Source organism: Acinetobacter sp. MF4642, assembly GCF_002018925.1.
Classification (GTDB): Bacteria; Pseudomonadota; Gammaproteobacteria; order Pseudomonadales; family Moraxellaceae; genus Acinetobacter; species Acinetobacter johnsonii.
Genome location: NZ_MVON01000005.1, coordinates 144,659 through 164,275, shown reverse-complemented (window position 1 = coordinate 164,275; position 19,617 = coordinate 144,659). Strand labels below are relative to the sequence as shown.

Annotated in this window: 14 protein-coding genes and 1 pseudogene; 7 read left to right on the top strand and 8 right to left on the bottom strand. The window is 42.6% G+C overall.

Features of this window, described 5'->3' with window-relative positions:
• Positions 1 to 1,010: 1,010 nt before the first annotated feature.
• The 7 genes and pseudogenes from MF4642_RS04795 to MF4642_RS04765 form a co-directional block, all read right to left on the bottom strand.
• Entirely contained in the window at positions 1,011 to 2,732 is a 1,722-nt protein-coding gene (locus MF4642_RS04795) for an acetyl/propionyl/methylcrotonyl-CoA carboxylase subunit alpha (protein WP_101495438.1), read from the bottom strand.
• Entirely contained in the window at positions 2,732 to 4,315 is a 1,584-nt protein-coding gene (locus MF4642_RS04790; protein ID WP_078425472.1) for an urea amidolyase family protein, read from the bottom strand. Before MF4642_RS04790 ends, MF4642_RS04795 begins: the two co-directional genes overlap by 1 nt.
• Before the next feature lie 33 nt (positions 4,316 to 4,348).
• Positions 4,349 to 5,155 carry a putative hydro-lyase gene (locus MF4642_RS04785; protein ID WP_078425471.1) on the bottom strand — a complete coding sequence of 269 codons (807 nt, stop codon included), beginning with the start codon at positions 5,153 to 5,155 and terminating at the stop codon, positions 4,349 to 4,351.
• Complete coding sequence (locus MF4642_RS04780) at positions 5,148 to 5,930, bottom strand: LamB/YcsF family protein (protein WP_078425470.1); 783 nt, start codon at positions 5,928 to 5,930, stop codon at positions 5,148 to 5,150. Before MF4642_RS04780 ends, MF4642_RS04785 begins: the two co-directional genes overlap by 8 nt.
• A 35-nt stretch (positions 5,931 to 5,965) precedes the next feature.
• Positions 5,966 to 7,220 (bottom strand): annotated as a pseudogene (locus MF4642_RS04775) (NRAMP family divalent metal transporter).
• Between the two features lie 345 nt (positions 7,221 to 7,565).
• Positions 7,566 to 8,477, bottom strand: a complete 912-nt coding sequence (gene mumR / locus MF4642_RS04770) for a LysR family transcriptional regulator MumR (protein ID WP_078425469.1) — start codon at positions 8,475 to 8,477, stop codon at positions 7,566 to 7,568.
• 339 nt (positions 8,478 to 8,816) lie between these two features.
• Positions 8,817 to 11,756 (bottom strand): heavy metal translocating P-type ATPase, encoded by a 2,940-nt coding sequence (locus MF4642_RS04765; protein ID WP_078425468.1) that lies wholly within the window; start codon positions 11,754 to 11,756, stop codon positions 8,817 to 8,819.
• 82 nt (positions 11,757 to 11,838) lie between these two features.
• Between MF4642_RS04765 and MF4642_RS04760 the strand changes: the two genes are divergently transcribed.
• The 4 genes from MF4642_RS04760 to MF4642_RS04745 all read left to right on the top strand — a co-directional run bounded on the left by MF4642_RS04760 (position 11,839) and on the right by MF4642_RS04745 (position 15,984).
• Positions 11,839 to 12,234, top strand: coding sequence for a MerR family transcriptional regulator (locus MF4642_RS04760; RefSeq protein ID WP_078425467.1), 396 nt, complete (start codon positions 11,839 to 11,841; stop codon positions 12,232 to 12,234).
• A 71-nt stretch (positions 12,235 to 12,305) separates the two neighbouring features.
• Positions 12,306 to 12,896 (top strand): 5-formyltetrahydrofolate cyclo-ligase, encoded by a 591-nt coding sequence (locus MF4642_RS04755; protein ID WP_078425466.1) that lies wholly within the window; start codon positions 12,306 to 12,308, stop codon positions 12,894 to 12,896.
• Positions 12,897 to 13,044: 148 nt separating this feature from the next.
• The gene (gene lon, locus MF4642_RS04750; protein ID WP_078425465.1) at positions 13,045 to 15,474 is read left to right on the top strand and encodes an endopeptidase La; all 2,430 of its coding nucleotides are present in this window, start codon (positions 13,045 to 13,047) and stop codon (positions 15,472 to 15,474) included.
• A 129-nt stretch (positions 15,475 to 15,603) separates the two neighbouring features.
• Positions 15,604 to 15,984: a VOC family protein gene (locus tag MF4642_RS04745; protein WP_004980894.1), complete on the top strand. Its 381-nt coding sequence runs from the start codon at positions 15,604 to 15,606 to the stop codon at positions 15,982 to 15,984.
• A 246-nt stretch (positions 15,985 to 16,230) separates the two neighbouring features.
• Here the strand turns inward: MF4642_RS04745 and MF4642_RS04740 are convergent, their stop codons facing one another.
• The gene (locus tag MF4642_RS04740) at positions 16,231 to 17,172 is read right to left on the bottom strand and encodes a M28 family peptidase (protein WP_078425464.1); all 942 of its coding nucleotides are present in this window, start codon (positions 17,170 to 17,172) and stop codon (positions 16,231 to 16,233) included.
• A gap of 146 nt (positions 17,173 to 17,318) precedes the next feature.
• On the opposite strand from MF4642_RS04740, the gene rlmH reads away from it, so the two are divergent.
• The 3 genes from rlmH to MF4642_RS04725 all read left to right on the top strand — a co-directional run bounded on the left by rlmH (position 17,319) and on the right by MF4642_RS04725 (position 19,609).
• Positions 17,319 to 17,801 carry a 23S rRNA (pseudouridine(1915)-N(3))-methyltransferase RlmH gene (gene rlmH, locus MF4642_RS04735; RefSeq protein ID WP_004980899.1) on the top strand — a complete coding sequence of 161 codons (483 nt, stop codon included), beginning with the start codon at positions 17,319 to 17,321 and terminating at the stop codon, positions 17,799 to 17,801.
• Between the two features lie 108 nt (positions 17,802 to 17,909).
• Positions 17,910 to 18,686: a dioxygenase gene (locus tag MF4642_RS04730; RefSeq protein ID WP_078425463.1), complete on the top strand. Its 777-nt coding sequence runs from the start codon at positions 17,910 to 17,912 to the stop codon at positions 18,684 to 18,686.
• 140 nt (positions 18,687 to 18,826) lie between these two features.
• Positions 18,827 to 19,609, top strand: coding sequence for an META and DUF4377 domain-containing protein (locus tag MF4642_RS04725; protein ID WP_078425462.1), 783 nt, complete (start codon positions 18,827 to 18,829; stop codon positions 19,607 to 19,609).
• Positions 19,610 to 19,617: the final 8 nt, after the last annotated feature.

The following is a 19,617-nucleotide window of genomic DNA, read 5'->3' as shown; positions in this document are numbered from 1 at the left end:
CTCGATCGGTCACTTTACCTAGGCAAAAAGGTTCCATTTTTGCCCATTGGGCATCAGTAAGTATGTATCTATCCATAGTACTATTATAAATTAATCAGTAGCCTTTGTTAATTCTCAACAAGCCCTAATATTGGGAAAAGTTTTTTAGACATAGATATTGAAGAGGGCTTTTTCATAATTTGCAAATAGTAATAAGAATTTTTATCAAAATAATTCTTGTTTACTTTCCAGTCAATTTTTTTATCAAATAACTTTAAATTATTTATTGTAAATAAATAATTTAAAGAAAAAACTATTCAGCTGTTTTGATACGTAATTTTCTAATATCGAAGTAACTACCCTGATGTACTTTCTGCAATTTCAAATATCGAAAACTGTTGATAAAAAGCAGATGCTTCTGCCTAAATTAAATGCCAACGAATAAGCTCTACATCTCAAAAATCGGTTTATTTCGCCTTTTTTATTAAATTTTACAAGTAAATTTAGTAGGCAAATGGTAGGCTGAAAACATTAAAAAGTAGGCATATGGTAGGAAAATTATTTATACTTCTGAGCAATGTGGTATTTTTTCATAGATTTTATTGTTTAAATACAAATATTTATTTTAATTTTACATATATTTAAGCTCTGTTTAATATTGTCTCCGATCGCCAAAAACAAGATTTCCCTCAGAACTCATCGGGTTCAGGGTAACGACACATGCAGCGGCATCTTCGGAGTACTTTATTTAGTTAAAAATAATAATTACATACATCGCTAATACTCTTTAATTTTTATTTTTCAAGTTTATCGTTTTCATCTTATCTTCCAGCTACCCAACAAAATGATTATTGAATCTCTCTATCTCTTAAAATAACGCTTTTATTGGACTAATAAATCTTTATTGAGTCGTTTTTTTACTTCATTTCTCTATAAAACAAAGCTAACCAGCCCTCAACTTTTAAGAGTTTTCAAACAAAAACCTGACTTAGCTAAATGCTGCATCAGGTGCATTCACATGATTTATTTTTTTAGCAAATCGATCCAATAATATGCTCTGCGTGACAGGTCACCCCTTGCTGAACCATCAATTGAATCACTCCACTTTGATGTGCAAGTACAGGGACTTCCATTTTCATGGCTTCCATAATCGCCACCACCTGCCCCTCTGCGACCTGCTCCCCGTTTTCTACCTTCCAAGCGCTAATTACGCCATTGATTGGTGCAAGTAAGTGTTCAGCACTCACTGCTGTTTCTGTAGCTGGTTGGTCTTGAGACGTCATTGTAGGGTTTTGTGCAAACATACCCGCAGGTAAGCCTAAACGATGTAATTTCCCATCAATTTCAATATAACTGAGTAACATCGGCTGTTGATGATTCGGAATACTGCGTTTCGTTGGCTTTAAGTCCTGTTTAAAATCATTTTCAATCCAACGAGTATGAACATTAAATGTGGCGGTAAAATCAGCTTCATTTAATACAACACGGTGAAAGTCTAAAACCGACGCAACCCCTTCAATTTTAAATTGCTTCAGCGCACGTTTAGCGCGAGCGATCGCAATTTCACGGGTTGGGCCTGTGATAATCAGTTTTGCCATAAGCGAATCAAAATGACTCGACACCAAAGAACCAGTACGAACACCTGTGTCTACACGTACCCCCTGACCAAATGGTGCTTCAAATAAACTCAATACACCAAAAGCAGGAATGAAGCCACGAGCGGGGTCTTCAGCATTGATACGAAACTCAATGGCATGCCCCTGCGCTTTCGGGGTTTCTTTGATTGAAAGTTCATGGCCTTGAGCCACGCGAATTTGCTCAACCACCAAATCGACTTTGGCCGTTTCTTCAGTAACAGGATGTTCCACCTGCAAGCGGGTATTAACCTCTAAAAATGAAAGCTTTCCATCACGGCTCAGCAAATATTCAACTGTACCCGCACCGACATAGTTGGCTGCCTGACAGATATTTTTAGCCGAAGTTAAAATTTCTTGATATATCGCATCGCTGATAAAAGGCGCTGGCGCTTCTTCAATCAGTTTTTGATTACGACGCTGTAGCGAACAATCACGTGTGCCTAAAACCACAACATTGCCATGTTGATCGGCAATCACTTGTGCTTCAACATGGCGTGGTTGATCTAAGTATTGCTCAACAAAACACTCACCGCGGCCAAAAGCGGCTTGTGCTTCACGTACAGCCGAATCATACAGCTCCTTTACATCTTCCAGTTTCCAAACGACTTTTAAACCGCGACCACCACCGCCAAAAGCGGCCTTAATCGCAATAGGTAAACCAAACTGCTTTGCAAACTCGAGTGCTTCATCAGCATTATTTAAGGGGCCTTGTGTACCATGAACTAAAGGTGCGCCCACTGAAGCGGCTATCTTACGTGCTTCAATTTTATCACCCAACTTTTCAATGGCACTTGGTGACGGCCCGACCCACTTTAAGCCTGCATCAATTACGGCCTGTGCAAATTCAGCACGTTCAGATAAAAAGCCATAACCTGGATGCACCATGGTCGCTTTGGATTTTTTAGCAACCTCAAGAATGGCTGGAATATTCAAATAAGTTTCACGTGCAGTTGCACCGGCCAAACCCCATGCTTCATCCGCCAGTTCGACATGCATACTGTCCATATCATCATCGGCATATACAGCAACCGATGAAATACCCATATCACGGCAAGCATGAATAATACGAACGGCAATTTCACCACGGTTTGCAATTAATAATTTTTCAGTAGTCATCATTCATTCTCAAAATCTGTAAATTCGGTCATTTTTTTAAATTTGATTTGGCACCCTGCTGGAATCTGTGCCACCAAATCCCAATGGTGCTTTGCCACAGCCGCAATGACGGGGTAGCCACCAGTTAAAGGATGGTCATTCATAAACAATACAGGCTGTCCACTGGGTGGAATCTGCAAAGCACCAATGCAAGTTCCCTCACTTTCCAACTCATGGGTAATTTTGCGTTGCAATGGTTGTTCACCTGAAAGCCTCAGTCCAACTCGATTGCTTTCATTGGTCACAAGCCAAGCTTGCTGACATAAGCGCTCAATGCTCTCCGCTTCGAACCAATCCGTGCGCGGTCCCATCACAATGTCGAGCTCTACTACATCGCCGACTTTGGGCAAGTTTAACTTCGCAATTTCAGTATTACTGATATTTGAAACTTCAACCTGTCCTTGATAAACCGTATCCCCCATTTTTAGAGGTTCTGGTCCTAATATGGCCAAACTATCAAATGAGGCACTATTCAGCACAGGCTGCATGTCGATACCACCACGAATCGCCAGATAATTCCTCAGCCCTGCCGTCGGTGCTTGAATCTGAAATTCATCACCTTCATCAAGAGCAATCGCTTGATAACTGCCAAAGTCAGTCTTTTGTCCATCACTAAATTTCACGTGGATGTTTGAAATCGCTCCCGTAACCGCAATGACTGCGGACTGATGCATTTTGGCTTTCAAACCACCATTTAAAACTTCAATCACAGGCGTCGGAGTTGAGTTACCGACAATTCGATTTGCACTGTGCATCGCCGATACATCCATCGCCCCTGCAACACCAACACCAATCTTGGTCTGGTTAAAACGTCCTTCATCTTGGATCAACATCTGTAGACTCGGTGCAGTTACCGTAAACACAGGCATGGATTGTTTAGGTTCTACTGTACGAGTGACTTGCTGTGGTACGCTAACCGTGGTCGGTTGATGTGTGACATCTTCAAAATGTACAGTCATTCCTGGTAACAGTAGCGCTGGATTTTTACGCTCTAGATCCCACATTTTTGCAGCAGTCGTACCGATCAGCTGCCAGCCCCCCGGACTATCTTTCGGGTAAATCCCTGAATATTGTCCTGCCAGTCCCAAAGAACCCGACGGTATTTTTTTACGTGGCACAGCTAAGCGAGGAATATCTGTAAAAGGTCGATCGGGACTGCTCATATAAGCAAAGCCCGGTGCAAAACCGATAAAAGCCACATTCCAAACACTTTGACGATGCTTCAAAATCACATCAGCAATTGAAAGCCCTTGTAACTCTGCAACTTGAGCAAGATCTTCGCCCGTATAGCAGATAGGAATAATCAGCTCTTGGGCATTACGCTCACCGCCTGAACCGATTTTTACAGTCTGAATCGAAGTAACCAATGTTTTAAAGGTGGTCTCGATTTCATTAAAAAAAACCAAAATCGTTTTTGCAGCAGGGACTAAGTCTTTAATTCCATTCAATTGCATCGTGTGCAATTTATTGTACAACGCCAATGTTTCCTCTAGGCTGGCAAGCTCTATAAGAAAACAATCCGCGTTTACCGATAAAAAACGCATATGCCTATCCTTTTAAGTATTCTTTAGTGCCGCTTAACCTATCCATGCACGATCAGGAATGTCAGTAATCAACATATGACCGGGAGCATGGCTTATGGCAAAAGGAATTTTTGAGTTCATCACCGCTGCTTGTGGGGTTACACCACAAGCCCAAAATACTGGAATTTCCCCAGCCTCAATACGTGAAGCATCACCAAAGTCTGGCTGATTCACATCACGAATGCCTAAACCTTCAGGATTTCCAATATGTACAGGCGCACCATGCACACTTGGCATCCGTGCTGTAATTTTGACGGCATCCGCGATTTGATGGGATGGAATTGGGCGCATAGACACCACCATGTTGCCCGAAATACGCCCCGCAGGCTGACACTGAATATTACTCAAATACATCGGTACATTGGTCTGATCATGGATATGACGAACTTCAATGCCCGCCTCCTGCAGTGCTGTTTCAAAAGAGAAACTACAGCCAATTAGAAATGTTACCAAGTCAGGATGCGCATTATAAATGTCACTCGCATCCGTTACTTCATCGACCATTTCACCCTCTTTCCAGATGCGATAACGTGGAAAGTCGGTGCGTATATCTGAGTTCTCTGCCAGTCTTGTGGCATAAACACCTTCCTCTAGCACGTCTAAAACAGGACAGCTTTGCGGATTGCGATGTGCATACAGTAGAAAATCATAAGCCCAATCTTTAGGTACCGAAATCATATTGACCTGCGTCATGCCCGCAGCCATACCCGCCGTTGGTTTGTCAAAGCCTGCACGGATTTTTAAACGTGCGGCTAAAGCGGCTTCAAGCTGCGCTGAATCGACTCGGATATCCTTATACATTGCGTACTTCCTGAGGCTTTAAGACAAAGGGACGAATTTCAATATGATGATTTAGCAGTTCAGCTTTAATCGCAGCCGACATCTCTAAAGCACCCGCGGTGTCACCATGTAAGCAAATCGTGTCCGCTTGAATCGGGGTAAATACACCATCAATCGAATCAACGCCGCCATTTTTCAACATAGACACCACACGGCGTGCCACCAAGGCTGAGTCATGTAAAACAGCCCCGTCCAAACGTCGTGAAACCAATGAGCCATCACTGTTATAAGCACGGTCTGCAAATGCCTCAGATACAACCTTTAAGCCTGCTGCACGTGCTTGCTCAACCAAGTGGGAACCTGCCAGTGCCACCAAAACCAGTTCTGGGTTATACATCTTGATAGCATCAATCACCGCAGCGGCTTGAGCGTGGTCGTGTGCAATGATGTTATACAGTGCACCATGTGGTTTCACATATTGCACTTGAGAACCAGCCACTTTAGCTAGACCATCCAGTGCAGAAATTTGATACAGCACATCGGCAATCAGCTCATCACGTGACACATCCATATTACGGCGACCAAAACCGACAAGGTCTGGATAAGATACATGCGCGCCAATCGTGACATTTAATTCAACAGCCTTCCGCAGTGTCTTTAAAATCCCCAGCGGATCACCTGCATGAAAGCCACATGCAATATTGGCACTCGTGACCACAGGTAGAATTTGGTCATCATTGCCCATTTTCCACGAACCAAAACTTTCACCCAAGTCACTATTTAAATCTACAAACATGGCTTAATTCCTTTATCACTTCACCATCGTCTGGCTTAAAGTTTGGTTAAATAATTAAAGACTGTAGTAAAGGACATATAGCCCATCCACCATGTCAACATACATGTGAGTACACCCAAAATAAGTAACCATTTTGGATAGTTATAATTCCCCATCATATCTTTACGACAAGCAGCTACATAAACAAAAATCGTTAAACCAATTGGCAGTACCAAGCCATTAAAGCCACCAACAAAAATCAAAAGTCCAGCAGGGGTTGCGCCCAGTACGACATACAGTAATAAAGCTAAAGAGATAAATGTAATGGTGGTGTAGTTGGTTTGCTTTGGACTGAGATTTTTCTTAAATGCGGTAAAGAATGAAACCGAAGTATAAGCGGCGCCAATGGTACTACTGATCCCTGCTGCCCAAAAAATCAGACCAAATAATTTATAACCAAAAGTCCCTGCGGCATATTGAAAAGCTTGCGCTGCTGGATTGGCATCATGGCTGGCTAAATCAATACTTGCACCACTCACCACCACGCCCAAGAAAGCTAAAAACAGCACATAACGCATGATGCCCACAACCACAATACCTTTGGTTGCAGCTCTTGCGACTTCATCAATATTTTCAGGGCCAACCGCGCCTTTATCCAGTAAACGATGGGCGCCTGCATAGCAAATATAGCCGCCGACCGTTCCACCGACAATCGTGGTGATGATGGCAAAATCAATCTGGTCGGGTGCAAACGTTTGATGAACAGCTTGGCCCACAGGTGGCATCACAATGACAGCAACAATGATAATCAAGATGATTTTGAGCAACCCCAAAACGATCATGCTTTTATCCATGGCCAGCGTGGCTTTTCTTGAAGCAAAAATTAAAATGGCTAAAGCACCACTTAAAATGCCGCCCCATTTAGTGTCTAACCCAAATAAGGCATTGAGACCTAAAGCCGCGCCTGCAATATTACCAATACTGAAGAAGAAGCCACCCAAAATGACCAGAAAAGCCAGTAAGTAACCACTGCCCGGCAAGGCTTTATTGGCAATATCCGAGGCACGCATTTGCGTCAGCGTTACGACACGCCAAATGTTTTGCTGAACCACATAATCAATCAAAATAGACACGAGAATGGCAAAGCCAAACGCCGCACCCAATTTCACAGTAAAAACTGCGGTTTGAGTTAGAAAACCAGGTCCCATGGCGGAGGTTGCCATCATGAAGATTGAAGCAACAATGGCCCATTGGCGATCTGATAAAAAAGAAGATTTTAATAAAGACATATTTAATGCGTTCCTCGTCCATTTGAGCTTAATAACGCTATTTTCAAGTTGAACCAAGAACATCATTTTGCTTACAAATTCTGTTCTTAAATCCCTTTAACTGACAAAGATTCCCTATTGCCCAACCAAAGCCATGGCGGATCAAATCTTCTATTTGAAATAAGAACATAGGCAAGCGCGATGAACAATACGACTTTTTACATCCATTATTAAAACTAAATAACTGTATTTTATTATTTTTTATTTATTAAAAGTCTAATGATAAATTTTACTTATCACGCACGATAAGCTGCTTTTATAGTTTTTCAAACAAATTACGGTTTGAGATAAAGAAACATCACTTGTCAAAAAGCTGCGTGCGCCTCAATTATTTTTTAATTTTCTCAAGCAGTCTTTTCATTGCACTTTCAGAAACAGTGACTGCGACATCGGTTAATTTCTCTTTCAAGGCAGCATCATTTCCTTGCATATAAATCGAGGTGAAATGAAAGGTTTTGAGTTGGATCGGGGTATTTAAAATCTCTAAACGACCATCTGTAATTTCCTTTAGCGCCGTTAAGGTTGGCACAACGGCGATCCCCAAACCTTGCTCCGCAAGACGCAATAAGGTCGCAAGCGAATAACTGGTAATTGAAAGCGGCTCATCCAGTGCCTGTTCTTTCATTTTGGCCTTGAGCTCTTTATAGGGATAGGTAATTTTTGGATAGGTTAAAATGGTATGAGACATCAATGTCTTAAACGACATTTGACCTACACCACCTTTAAAAGATGGCGCTGCCAAAAAACTCAGTTCAAAGTCACACAGCGCCTGCTCTACACACTCGAAAGCCAAAGTCGGGCCTAGCAAAAAAGCCATGTCCAAATCCCCAGTACGCACACCTTCTTGCAAATTTGGGGTTAAATCCACCACAATTTCCACAGAAACTTTGGGAAACTCTTTTTGTACTTTTTCGATATATTCAACCAACCACGTATAAACGATCGTCTCGGAAACACCTAAACGAATTGTTCCTGTTAGATGCTGGTTTTCAGTCAGCTCGGCCACCAAATCGGTTTCCAAACGCATAAACTTTTCAGCATATTTAAACAGGGTCATGCCTTTATGAGTGGGTTTAAGCTGTCGAAAGCTGCGATCGAGAACTTTAAAACCTAAATCATTTTCAAGAGAGGTGATTTTTTGTGAAACGGCAGGCTGAGTCGTTTGTAATTTTGTGGCAGCCTTATTGAAACTATTTAAAGTCACAACCCAATAAAATGCTTCTAGATTTTTTAAATTCACCCTAAATCCTGCCTTTACTCCATCCCGCTTATAGTACGGCAGTTACCACTATTTTTTAAGTTACTGTTTTATATAATTTCAAAATGACTCACGAGATGACGCTCATTCAAGCGCTATGCCTTGCCCAAATACATCAATTTTGCGTCTTTTACAACCTTACTCGGTCTAACCGGATCAAGGCTCTTTAAATCAAGTTGAATCAAGAAAAGAGGCTTGAAAAATCAATGCTTATTCGCGCTGCGCTTCATTCCATCACGAATCATCATAAAAAAAGCACCTTTGTTGAAAAGATGCTTTTTAAAACTCAACTGAAAAGGGAGTGTAAAAATCTAAAAGCGCTTATTTACTCTTTTGTAGACGTAAAGCATTTAAGACTACGGACAATGAGCTCAATGACATCGCCACCGCAGCGAACATTGGGGTGAGTAATAACCCTGTTAATGGATAGAAAATTCCTGCTGCCACAGGTACACCCAAACCGTTATACACAAAGGAAAAAGCAAGGTTCTGTTTCATATTACGCACACCCAGTTTCGCCATATGTAGCGCATCGGCTGCGCCACGAATATCACCTTTAACCAAGGTGACTTGTGCGGTTTGTTTAGCAATATCAGTTCCATTACCCATGGCAATTCCAACATTGGCTTGTGCCAAGGCTGGTGCATCGTTTATGCCATCTCCCGCCATCGCGACAATTTTACCCTGAGCCTGATATTTCTTCACGATGTCCAGTTTTTCAGTTGGCGTACAGTTACCATAGACTTGTTGAATACCCAATTCCTTAGCCACTAACTGGGCATTTTGTTCGTGGTCACCTGTTGCCATGACCACTTCAATACCATCATCAATCAGCTGTTGAATGACTTGCTGCGCATTGGCCTTAATCGCATCGTGAATAGAAATATAAGCCAGCACTTCTTGGCTATTGCTTAAGAAACTGATCACATTGCCTGTCGCACGCTGCTGGATCAACTGGCTTTGCAAAGTACCATCTAAAGTGATGCCGAGTTGCTCAAGCAGCTTTTGGCTACCAATATAGAGGGTTTGCTCGCCAATCTGCCCTTTGACGCCAAAGCCAGTCACATCCTCAAAGTCTGCCACTTTAAGCAATTGCTGTGCAGGCACCAACTGTGTCAAAGTCTGGGCAATCGGGTGACTTGAATACTGCTCAATCGAGGCAATCCACTGTTCCGCTTGCGCTTGGTTCACATTTGGGCTGAGCAACTGAATTTCTTTAAGACTCGGTTTACCTTCCGTCAGAGTCCCTGTTTTATCGACAATCAGCGTATTCACTTTACTTAAAGCTTCAATCGCCTCTGCATCTTTAAACAGTACCCCTTTTTGTGCCGCACGACCTGTGGTGGCCATCACTGACATTGGCGTTGCTAAACCCAGCGCACATGGGCAGGCAATAATCAGGACCGCCACCGCACACATCAGTGCCAAGTCAAATTGCGCACCACCAAACACCATCCAAGCAGCAAAGGTCAGTACACTAATCAGTAACACCACAATCACAAAATATTTGGCAAACACATCGGCCAAACGTTGTAACGGTGCTTTAGAACGCTGTGCTTCTGCAACTGTCTGAATCATTTTCGCCAAAGTCGTATTCGCCCCGACCGCCGTGGTTTGAATACGAATACTGCCTTGTTGATTGACCGTACCGCCGATCACGGTGTCATGCACTTGTTTTTTCACAGGTACAGGTTCGCCTGTCATCATGGCTTCATCGACATAGGTTTTGCCTTCCACCACCACACCGTCCAGTGGAATCTGCTCACCCGAGGAAATCTGTAAAATATCACCTTGTTTGACCATGCCAATATCCACTTCTACCACTTGATCGTTTTGAACCAACTTGGCTGTGTTGACTTGCAGTTTGAGTAAGGCTTTGAGTGAATCTGCGGTCTTGGCACGCGCTTTCAGCTCCATGATTTGACCAAGCAAACTTAAAGACACGATCATACAGGCTGCTTCAAAGTACACTGCAACGCCATGCCCCGTTTTGGCTTCCATTGGAATCACACTTGGGAAAATCGTTGCCACCACACTATAGATATAGGCCGCCAACACCCCGACACCAATGAGGCTCCACATATTTAAGTTGCGGGTTTTATACGAGGTCCAGCAACGCTCAATAAACGGTTTACCCGCCCATAGCACTACAGGAGTCGCTAGGACCAACTCAATCCACGGCTGAATATGCGGTGAAATGAAACTATGAATATGTGAACCCATCGCCAGTACAAATACAATCAACGTCAGCGGCAAAGTCATCCAAAAGCGATGGCTAAAATCCAGCAATTCAGGATTCGGTGCATCATCTAAAGTCGGTTGCATCGGCTCGAGTGCCATACCACAAATCGGACACGTCCCCGGTCCCTTTTGTACAATTTCAGGGTCCATCGGACAGGTATAGTCCATATCCGCAGCCCCTTCAGGCACAGGACGCTGATCGGGTGGAATCAGATAAAATTCAGGGTCAGCCTTAAACTTATCTAAGCACGAAGGATTACAGAAATAATAAGTCTGTTGCTGATAATCCGTTTTTAACTCTGTATTCGGATCGACTGACATGCCACACACCGGGTCAATAGACTCTGCTGACGCCGATTGAGTACTGTGTTCATGTTGATGTTTCCCTCCACCACAGCAGCTACTTTTGGCAGCTTCTACTTTCGGCTTGGGTGCACAGCAACTGGCTTTGCTGTCTGCTTCTGTTTGCGGTTTGGGCGCACAACAGGACGTTTTTTCCTCAGCCACTTTCGAGGCCGAACCACAACAACCTGAGGCTTTAACTACAGAATCTGAAGGTTCAGCCTTTACATAAGCCTCTGGGGTTGCAATAAACTTTTGCAAACATTTTTCACTACAAAAATAGTAGTCCTGTCCCTGCCACTCGGTGTGAGGTTTACTTAAATCCGTCACAGTCATACCGCATACAGGATCAATAAATGTGGTCTTCTCCGAACCTAACGCTAGCTTTGAAACTAAAACCATACCCCCATCTTGAGATTGCAAAGATGCCTCAGCTAAATCCACTTTGGGTTTACTGCAACAAGCACTGGTCGCTTTTTCTGATGTTAAGTAAGCCTCTGGGTTGGCCGAAAATTTCTTTAAACAGCCTGAGCAACAAAACAAATAACGAACTGATTGATGCTCATACACATAAGGAGAGTCCTCTGCCACTGTCATCCCACAGACAGGATCAATACTCACCACCATCGGCGCTAATTTCTGTTTGGAACAGCAAGAAGTCTTGTGTTGCTCACTCATTCTGACTCACCTTTTATTTTTTGATTGTGTTAGCATAAAGTCTGTACCTAGGTACTGAGTCAAGCCTTTTGGAGATTATTTTATGCTCACTATCGGCAAGCTGGCAAAACACTGTCAGGTGAATGTGGAAACGATTCGTTATTATCAACGGATCGGTCTGATGCGTATTCCTGAAACCACACAAAACTATCGCTATTATAGTCAGCAAGATATTGAAACTTTAAGCTTTATACAAAAAGGCAAAGATGCGGGCTTACAGCTCAGTGAAATTCAAGATTTGCTGCATTTGCAGTTGGATGACCGTGAAAAAGTCCGTGAAGTGATTCAACAACGGCTGGAAAAGATTAATCAACGGATTCAAGAGCTGAATGCTTTGAAACAACGCCTTTCAAGCTGGGTGGATGAATGTAAAACCACCACCGACAGTTGCTGCCCAATTTTGCAAGAGCTAAAAAAAGGTTCAACGATTGCACCATAAACAGATACCATCTTTGAAATTTGGCGCTCATTTTCACACTCACCTTTTCGATTCTCAGGACTGCGTTCACCATGTCGATTGAACCTGCCCAACTCAGAAAACAGCTTCGCAAACAACGCAGACAAGTTTCCGCCTATCAACAGCAGCAGTCCGAACTGCAAATTTTACAACGCCTAAGAGGTATACCCGAATTCAAACATGCCACTCGTGTCGGCATCTATCTACATGCTTTTGGGGAAATTCAGACCCGTAAAATCATTGAATATTGTTTTCATCAAAAAAAAGCAGTGTATTTACCAATGATTTGCAATATGAATCAGCGTTTAGCGTGGGTCAAAATTTCACGTCATCAATTTCAAAATAAACGCTTTTCCCACCATCCGTTGGGTATGCAAGAGCCTATGGCAACACGTGGTCAGCACGTTTCACATTTAGACCTGCTACTCATGCCCTTATTGGCGTGTGATCCTTATGGCACACGCATTGGCATGGGCGGTGGTTTCTACGACAAAACCTTAGCTTCTGCGCCCTATCACCGTCCATTTCGTTTGGGTTTAGCCCATCACTTTCAGCTGGTTCCACAGCGCTTGATTCGAGAAACATGGGATCAGCCTTTAGATGGACTGCTGACCCCTCAACAGCATTTACGCTTCAAGCGCTAAAATTGACATTTTTGACTGTTGAGAATACTTAAAAATCACATGTTTAGTCATTTTTTATACAATTTATTTTGACCTGCCCTTGTATTTTTTAAAATACCCATCACTATAAAAAACATGGCAACACCGTTGTCACTCATTAGGAGTGCCCATGTCTGAAATTATTATGAATCAAGAAACCTTAGAGCCTCAGGTTCCAAGTGTATTACCACTTTTAGCGTTACGTGATGTGGTGGTGTATCCACACATGCAAATCGCGCTATTTGTAGGTCGTGAAAAATCGATCAATGCAGTTGATGTGGCTCGTAACAGTGACAATCTAGTATTTGTAGTTGCTCAAAAAGATTCTCTTTCAGAAGAAATTGATCACGACAACTTATATCAATACGGTACTGTCGCGAAGATTGTGCAAGTTGTGAATCATGAAAATGATGAAAACTGTATAAAAGTATTAATTGAAGGCTTGCATCGTTCAAAGCTAGAAAAAATCATTGATGAAAATGATTATCTAACCGCAGAACATGCGCTTAGCCCAATGTCAGTCCACATTGACGAAACCACGCAAGAAACACGTGTTCAAGAATTACGTGCCCTGTTTGCTCAATATGCTGAAGCAAAGCTGCGTAATGCGCGTGAATTGATTGCTGCTGCGAACAAGATTGACGATTTACTGCAATTGTTATTCTTCGTAGCGACCCGTGTTCCACTGAATATTGATGTGAAGCAAAAATTCCTCGAACACGATGAGTTTGAAGCACATCTACAAGAACTGATGACGTATTTATTGCAACAATCTGAAGAACAACAGATTGAACAAACTTTACATGACTCAGTGAAGCGCCAAATGGAGAAAAATCAACGCGAATACTTCCTCAATGAAAAGATGAAGGTCATTCAGCGTGAGCTTTCTGACATGAATGGCGGCGCGGAAGATGACGTTGCTGAAATTGAAAAACGTCTTGCTGAAGCTGATTTGCCTGAACATGTGCGTAAAAAAGCGGAAAGCGAATTCCGTAAACTCAAAGCGATGCAACCTGCGTCTAGTGAAGCGGCTGTGGTGCGCAATTATATCGAGGCCATCTTAGATACGCCTTGGAATAAAGCCAGCAAAGTCAGCATTAACTTAAGCAAAGCACAAGAAATTCTCGATGCAGATCATTACGGCTTAGATGACGTAAAAGATCGTATTGTGGAATATCTCGCAGTTCAATCGCGCGTGAAAAAACTCAAAGGCCCAATCCTTTGTTTGGTTGGCCCTCCAGGGGTAGGTAAAACTTCACTGGGTGAATCGGTTGCGAAAGCGACAGGTCGTGAGTTTGTACGTATGGCACTCGGTGGCGTACGTGACGAAGCGGAAATCCGTGGTCACCGTCGTACCTATATCGGTGCGATGCCGGGTAAAATTGTGCAGTCTTTAACGAAAGTTGGTGTGAAGAATCCATTGTTCTTGCTCGATGAAATCGACAAGATGGCACAAGACTACCGCGGCGACCCTGCTTCTGCATTGCTTGAAGTACTTGATCCATCACAGAACAGCAAGTTTAACGATCACTATTTAGATCTTGATCTGGACCTGTCTGAAGTGATGTTCATCTGTACTGCCAACAGCATGAATATTCCAGAAGCATTGCTTGACCGTATGGAAGTGATTCGTCTACCAGGTTATACCGAAGATGAAAAAGTCAATATTGCTGAGCGTTACCTTGTTCCGAAAGCAATGAAGAACAATGGTCTACGTGCGAAAGAATTGACTGTTCATGAAGAAGCGATTCGTGACATCGTACAACGTTATACACGTGAAGCCGGTGTGCGTAGCTTAGAGCGTGAAGTCTCTAAAATTGCCCGTAAAGTTGTAAAAGAAGCGGTCAGCAAGAAGTCTAAAAATCTTCAGATTGATGTGACTTCGGCCAATCTTCCAGACTACTTAGGTCCACATAAGTTTGACTTTGGTATGGCGGAAGACGAAGCTCAAGTCGGTCGCGTGAACGGTTTGGCGTGGACTTCAGTCGGTGGTGAGTTGTTGACCATTGAAGTTGCAGCGGTTAAAGGTAAAGGTAAATTCATCACCACAGGTTCTCTCGGTGATGTGATGAAAGAATCGATTACTGCTGCTATGACTGTCGTGCGTACCCGTGCAGATGAATTGGGTATCGAATCGACACGTTTCGAAGAAACCGATGTTCACGTCCACTTACCAGAAGGTGCAACACCAAAAGATGGCCCTTCTGCAGGTTTAGCGTTAACAACTGCATTGGTTTCTGCTTTCACAGGCATCCCAATTCGTCCGGATATTGCCATGACAGGTGAAACCAGTCTCGGTGGTCGTGCAATGCGCATTGGTGGCTTAAAAGAGAAACTTCTGGCTGCACACCGTGGTGGAATTAAGCTGGTCTTCATTCCTCAAGACAACGTCCGTGATTTATCTGAAATCCCAGACAATGTTAAAGAAGGTTTAGAGATTAAAGCGGTGAAATCAATTGATGAGATTTTACCACTGGCGTTGACCTCTATGCCTGAAGCTTTGGTCAAAGCACCCATTGTGAAAGCGGTCGATGAAGGCAAAAAAGCTGCACGCCACTAATTCCGCATCGTAAAAAGAGAGAGCTTCGGCTCTCTTTTTTATTACAATTTACTGTAGATAACACCACACATCTTTATGCTTTTATTTCCTACAATAATTTGATCAAGGGATACATGTAGGACAACTAAAATGAAAAACCCGATTGGCTGGTTTGAGATTTATGTGGATGACTTATCTCGTGCCAAACAATTTTATGAATCTGTTTTTAACATTCAATTAACTGAATTAACTCCACCAGCGGATGATAATTCACTGCAAATGTGGGCTTTCCCCTCAGACATGCAAGCCTATGGCGCTTCAGGTGCACTGGTGAAAATGCCAGGCCTATCCGCAGGAGGAAACAGTACCTTAATCTATTTTTCATGTGACGATTGTGCGAATGAAGCGAGCCGACTTGTTGAGTCTGGTGGAAAAATTCATGAAGCAAAAACTGCCATTGGTGAATATGGTTTTATTGTGCTGGCCTTTGATAGCGAAGGAAATATGATTGGCCTACATTCCATGACGTGAAACGAATGAAACTCCAAATTTTCGCTTAGTTGGTTTGAATTTTTTGTATTAAACCTTTTCTGCAATCATGACTCAGACTTGAAAAATCGATAAAAAGCCCGATATAAATAATAAGAACAGATACGCGCTGTATGTTTCTTTTTATTGATGATTTGAAATTGCATGGTCATCTGATTCTCCAGACGGATGACCTTTTATCGCAGTTCTCGCTACTTGGGAACTGCGTTTTTTATGGCTCAAAATACATTAAGGTTTCAATAAATGCTGTACCAGCCCATCGATCACATTTGCCATTTTGGACAAATTCAACGTCGCTAAGCGGTCTGCTTTGGTATGGTAGTGACCATTTCGATAAAATGCGGTATCGGTAATCATGACTGCGGGGATATCAAACTCCCAATAATTTAAGTGATCTGAAAAATCAAAAGCATTAGCGAAGCTTGGCGCGACCAAACGCTGACACTCCAACTGATCAAGTTGCTGCATCGCTGTACAATAGCCTGCGCCTAAGTCACGTGAGCTCACGTTACTCACTGTCGCAATAAAATTACCATGGGTTGGATAAATCCACTTTAAGCCCACAGGATAGCTTTGGATTAGTTGTTCGCTAAAGAACCCGATCATTTCTAAAATATACACACCTTTAATCTTATCTTTTTGAGACTGAATCGATTTCGCATGCACATAGCTGCCCATTTGTTCAGTTTTAGAAAACGGTGGTTCTTCTAAACTATAGAACACAAAGTCCACATTGTTAGGCAGTTTAGACTTCTGCTCTGCCAAAATACGCGCCGTTTCAATCACACCCGCAACGCCAGAGGCATTGTCATCTGCGCCATCCTGATCACCAAAGACGTCATAATGCGCCCCAACAATCACGCGGTCTGCCCGTCCGACGTTTAAACTACACACTACATTTCGGTAGATTTGCTGATTGGCAGTAAAGTTTTGATAGTGACACGGAACGCCCAATAAGCGCATTTGTTCTTTGATCCATGCAGAGACACGGTTCAGTTCATCAAGGTTTTTATAGTTACGTGCTTTGCCCTGACCAATCACTTGCTCCAAATAGACTTGTAGGTTTTGTTCATCAGCCATTTTGGCGTTGCTTGCAAATACCTGCCCTGTGAAAGTACCCAGTACAACAATCAACAAAAAAGCCTGTTTTTTTAAAGTTTTGAGCCACATTGTTATTATTCCAAGTGTTTCTTATTCCTCTCATCTGTTGAATTAAGCAACATTGGCTCAGTGAATTCAATTGCATTTTGTTTCGTCTCACTGCAAAGCCTTACTTTCACCGTTATAATGAATCATCTCGTTATACATGACCCATTATGAAAATCCGTATTCTGACCATTGGTCAAAAAATGCCTGCATGGGTACTGACTGGTTTTGAAGATTATTTCAAACGTATTCAACCCTTTGTGCAAACGCAGATTATTGAACTGCCAATGGCAAAGCGCGGTAAAAATGATTCAGAAGCAGATATTTTGAAATACCGTCAAATTGAAGGTGATAGCATTTTAAATGCGATGAAAGGCAACGAAGTGCTGATTGCTTTAGAAGTCGGTGGTCGTGAGTTTAGCACCGAAAAACTGGCAGAAACCATGAAAGGATGGATGCTTGAGGGCAATGATATTGTGCTTGCTATTGGTGGGCCTGACGGTCACTCTGAAGCAGTACGTAAAGCAGCTGCTTGGCATTGGTCTTTATCCAAACTGACCTTACCACACCCGATGGTTCGCGTGATGCTGATTGAACAACTCTACCGTGCGATGAGTATTAATCATAATCATCCTTATCATCGTGCAGGTTAAGCTCAAGTATTGTTCTTTTTTTGGAACAATACGTTGATATTTCCCCCATTACACAGATGATAAGAATCTGACAAAATTCTTTTCATCTTCTCCTATTAGGCTTTCACAATGAACTTACAAACGCTACCCGGCTTATTCATTTCTCATGGCTCACCCATGCTTGCGTTGAATCCAGAGCAAGTTGGGCCTGCGTTGCATCGTTTGGGTCTAAACTTACCGACACCACAAGCAATTGTGATTATGTCCGCGCACTGGGAAAGTAACTCACTTGAAGTAAGTACTGCAGTCCGTCCTGAGACATGGCATGACTTTCGAGGCTTTCCTGCTGAACTTTATGAAATTCGATATCCAGCACCCGGTCAGCCTGTTTTAGCCGAAGAAATTCTACATTTATTGGCAGAAGCGGGTTTTTCAGCTCATGCAAACAGTACCCGTCCGCGTGATCATGGCGTTTGGATGCCTTTACTCCATATGTATCCAGATGCAGACATCCCTGTGGTGGAAATTTCACTCCCTATGAATCTGTCGGCAGAGGAGATTTATAAAATTGGACAAACCCTTGCGCCACTACGCGAGCAGCAGGTCTTGCTCATTGGCTCAGGGAGTATTACCCATAACTTAGCCGAGTTGTCTTGGCATGTTCAGTCACAAGCGGTACCTGAGTGGGCATCGACGTTTCGTAATCATGTCGTCGCGAAACTTAGCCATCAGGACTTTGACGCCATTTTAGACTGGGAATCGATTCCTTTTGTCCGTCGTAACCACCCAACGTTAGAACACTTTGCCCCAATATTCTTTGCGATGGGTACAGGTCATCGTTTTAATATTGTACATAGCAGTTTTACCATGGGTGCACTGGGCATGGACATTTACCGTTTCGATTAATGTATAAATTTTACTTATATGTTAACAAAAAATATTTATGGATACATTTTGAAACCCAAAAGAACCGAATGTATCCATTCTTTTAAAAACAACATCGGATATCATGTATCTTGTTATTTTAAATCAAGAACTTGTAAGCCATGAAATTAAAATATTTAGCGATTGCCCTTTTCCCTCTCGCACTGGCTGCTTGCCAATCATCTGATATTCAAAAAGTAGGAGATTTGGCTGTGTCTGTACTACAACAACAAAATGCAGATCAAACACTCGCAAACTACCATTGGAGTGCGAACACCTTGGATGCGCCTAAACCTTTGGTTTTAAACTTTGACAAACAAGCAGGTCGTTTAGGCATTGCAACCAGTTGTAACGGTATGGGTACCAGTTGGAAAGTTGAGAATAATCAAATCGTGACGGGTAACCTGATGGCGACTCAAATGGCATGTGAACCAAAAGCCATGGCTCAAGAAGGCGTTGCAGCAGATTTATTTGACAACCGTAAGGCACCGTTTGTTTTAAACCTAAATGATCCTGATGCACCAACACTGACCGTGGTATCGGCAAAAGGTGAAAAAATTGTATTCACGGGTAAACAAACCGCTGAATCGAAATATCAAAGCCAAGGTGAAACTGTTTTCTTAGAAATTTCACCAGAGACCAAAACATGTTCTGCAGGTGTTGCTCGTATGGAATGCCTACAAGTTCGTGAAATTAAGTATGCTGAAAATGGCGTAAAAACACAGGTCGATAAAGACTGGACTTTATTCTATAACCACATTGATGGCTTCACCCACAATCCGAAAGAGCGTCAAATCGTGCGTGTTAAACGTTATGAAATTGCCAACCCTGCGGCTGACCAATCAAAATATGCTTATATTCAAGACATGATTATTGAACGTGAAGCAGTCAAAGGTTTATTGTAATCGTTCAA

Bases quoted from the DNA above. Each gene is read 5' to 3' on its own strand.
- MF4642_RS04795 (WP_101495438.1), bottom strand. From the start codon at position 2,732: ATGACTACTGAAAAATTATTAATTGCAAACCGTGGTGAAATTGCCGTT.
- MF4642_RS04790 (WP_078425472.1), bottom strand. From the start codon at position 4,315: ATGCGTTTTTTATCGGTAAACGCGGATTGTTTTCTTATAGAGCTTGCC.
- MF4642_RS04785 (WP_078425471.1), bottom strand. From the start codon at position 5,155: ATGTATAAGGATATCCGAGTCGATTCAGCGCAGCTTGAAGCCGCTTTA.
- MF4642_RS04780 (WP_078425470.1), bottom strand. From the start codon at position 5,930: ATGTTTGTAGATTTAAATAGTGACTTGGGTGAAAGTTTTGGTTCGTGG.
- MF4642_RS04765 (WP_078425468.1), bottom strand. From the start codon at position 11,756: ATGAGTGAGCAACACAAGACTTCTTGCTGTTCCAAACAGAAATTAGCG.
- MF4642_RS04760 (WP_078425467.1), top strand. From the start codon at position 11,839: ATGCTCACTATCGGCAAGCTGGCAAAACACTGTCAGGTGAATGTGGAA.
- MF4642_RS04755 (WP_078425466.1), top strand. From the start codon at position 12,306: ATGTCGATTGAACCTGCCCAACTCAGAAAACAGCTTCGCAAACAACGC.
- lon (WP_078425465.1), top strand. From the start codon at position 13,045: ATGTCTGAAATTATTATGAATCAAGAAACCTTAGAGCCTCAGGTTCCA.
- MF4642_RS04745 (WP_004980894.1), top strand. From the start codon at position 15,604: ATGAAAAACCCGATTGGCTGGTTTGAGATTTATGTGGATGACTTATCT.
- MF4642_RS04740 (WP_078425464.1), bottom strand. From the start codon at position 17,172: ATGTGGCTCAAAACTTTAAAAAAACAGGCTTTTTTGTTGATTGTTGTA.
- rlmH (WP_004980899.1), top strand. From the start codon at position 17,319: ATGAAAATCCGTATTCTGACCATTGGTCAAAAAATGCCTGCATGGGTA.
- MF4642_RS04730 (WP_078425463.1), top strand. From the start codon at position 17,910: ATGAACTTACAAACGCTACCCGGCTTATTCATTTCTCATGGCTCACCC.
- MF4642_RS04725 (WP_078425462.1), top strand. From the start codon at position 18,827: ATGAAATTAAAATATTTAGCGATTGCCCTTTTCCCTCTCGCACTGGCT.